Origin of the sequence: Staphylococcus sp. Y174-1, assembly GCF_049897865.1 — a bacterium.
Lineage (GTDB): Bacteria > Bacillota > Bacilli > Staphylococcales > Staphylococcaceae > Staphylococcus > Staphylococcus saprophyticus.
This window is the reverse complement of the sequence record NZ_JAFCXB010000020.1, coordinates 1-2,242: the sequence shown is the minus strand read 5'-3', so window position 1 is coordinate 2,242 and position 2,242 is coordinate 1. Positions and strand designations below refer to the sequence as shown.

Annotated in this window: 1 protein-coding gene and 1 pseudogene; both read right to left on the bottom strand. The window is 34.2% G+C overall.

Features of this window, described 5'->3' with window-relative positions; genetic code table 11:
• Positions 1-152 (bottom strand): annotated as a pseudogene (locus ACP7BT_RS13525) (IS6 family transposase); the annotation flags it as partial.
• Positions 153-778: 626 nt separating this feature from the next.
• Positions 779-2,242: putative Ig domain-containing protein (locus ACP7BT_RS13520; protein WP_426303791.1), on the bottom strand; the 1,464-nt coding region annotated here is incomplete at its 5' end.

Below are 2,242 nucleotides of genomic sequence, written 5' to 3'. Positions count from 1 at the left end.
ACCCAACGGTAGACCGTTGAATGATGAACGTTTACACCACGTTCCCTTAATATTTCAGATATATCACGATAACTCAATGCATATCTTAGATAGTAGCCAACGGCTACAGTGATAACATCTTTGTTAAATTGTTTATATCTGAAATAGTTCATACAGAAGACTCCTTTTTGTTAAAATTATACTATAAATTCAACTTTGCAACAGAACCAAAACAACTATATACAAAGTATATATTTATTCATATTTTTTCAAATACCCTTTAGCAATTTTTGCGTTCCTATCCAATATAATATTATAACGCAATTAACAAAGATATTGTGCACGTATGCATCAAAAAATCCTCTCACTATGTCAGTAGTGAGAGGATTTTTTAGTATGGCTAGTCGCCTATTTATCATTGCATTTGCGTAGCCAGTTCATAAATAGAACAACGATGTAACCACTAAGAAATAATAATAAGGTTAGAACTTTTTGTAACACATCCATTATATTGTTTTCCCTTATAAGTAACTTTTTAAAATACAGTTTTATTGTTAATTTAAAGTTTTTGTAGATACCACACTAATTTATACTAACATGAATCTTAAAAAATACCCATGTAATTGATAAAAGACAACAATTATTTAATAAAATTAACCAACATATAATAAATAAACAAACCTTAGACGAACTTATATCTAAGGTTTGTTTACGTTTTGAAGCTAGATCATATCAATATTGATATGATCTAGCTTTTTAATGCTCAAATCTTTGCTCTAATAAAAAGATAGAATGCATGTTATTGTTTTTTCTTTCTTCTTCCTAATAATAATATCCCTGCAATAGCTGCTAAAATACTACCTAATAATGTAGCATTATTATTTTCATTTTTACCAGTTTTTGGCAAGGCTTGTTTTTTATTATTTGATGTTTTCTTATCTTGGTTAGATGCATTATCCTGAACATTATGATTACTATTTTCTTCCTGTGTATTAAGATTATGTGATTCGTTTGACGCACCTGACTCACTCGGCATGCCTAGTTTGCCTGAACCTTTCGGTGTCACTGTAATCGTAAATGTTGTTTCTCTCTTATTACCATTCGCATCTGTTGTCACAACTGTTACTGGATACTCACCCACTTCACTTGGACTACCATTGATTGTGTTTGTTTCTGGATCGAAAGTTACACCTTCTGGTAAACCACTTACCTCATTAGTAACAGGTTTGCCACTGTTATCTTCACTTTGAATTGTGATTGAATCAATCGGTGTGTTTACTTCTTTTTCTTGATCTGGAATATTTTCCACCGTTGGTGCTGTTGTATCTGTCACTGTAATCGTAAATGTTGTTTCTGTCTTATTACCATTCACATCCGTTGTCACAACTGTTACTGGATACTCACCCACTTCACTTGGACTACCATTGATTGTGTTTGTTTCTGGATCGAAAGTTACACCTTCTGGTAAACCACTTACCTCATTAGTAACAGGTTTGCCACTGTTATCTTCACTTTGAATTGTGATTGAATCAATCGGTGTGTTTACTTCTTTTTCTTGATCTGGAATATTTTCCACCGTTGGTGCTGTTGTATCTGTCACTGTAATCGTAAATGTTGTTTCTGTCTTATTACCATTCACATCCGTTGTCACAACTGTTACTGGATATTCTCCTACTTCTGTTGGACTTCCACTAATTGTGCTTGTTTCTGGATCATACGTTACACCTTCTGGTAAGCCACTTACCTCATTAGTAACAGGTTTGCCACTGTTATCTTCACTTTGAATTGTGATTGAATCAATCGGTGTGTTTACTTCTTTTTCTTGATCTGGAATTGCTTCCACCGTTGGTGCTGTTTTATCCGTTACTGTAATCGTGAATGTTGTTTCTGTCTTATTACCATTCGCATCCGTTGTCACAACTGTTACTGGATACTCACCCACTTCACTTGGACTACCATTGATTGTGTTTGTTTCTGGATCGAAAGTGACACCTTCTGGTAAACCACTTACCTCATTAGTAACAGGTTTGCCACTGTTATCTTCACTTTGAATTGTGATTGAATCAATCGGTGTGTTTACTTCTTTTTCTTGATCTGGAATATTTTCCACCGTTGGTGCTGTTTTATCCGTTACTGTAATCGTGAATGTTGTTTCTGTCTTATTACCATTCGCATCTGTTGTCACAACTGTTACTGGATATTCTCCTACTTCTGTTGGACTTCCACTAATTGTGCTTGTTTCTGGATCATACGTTACACCTTC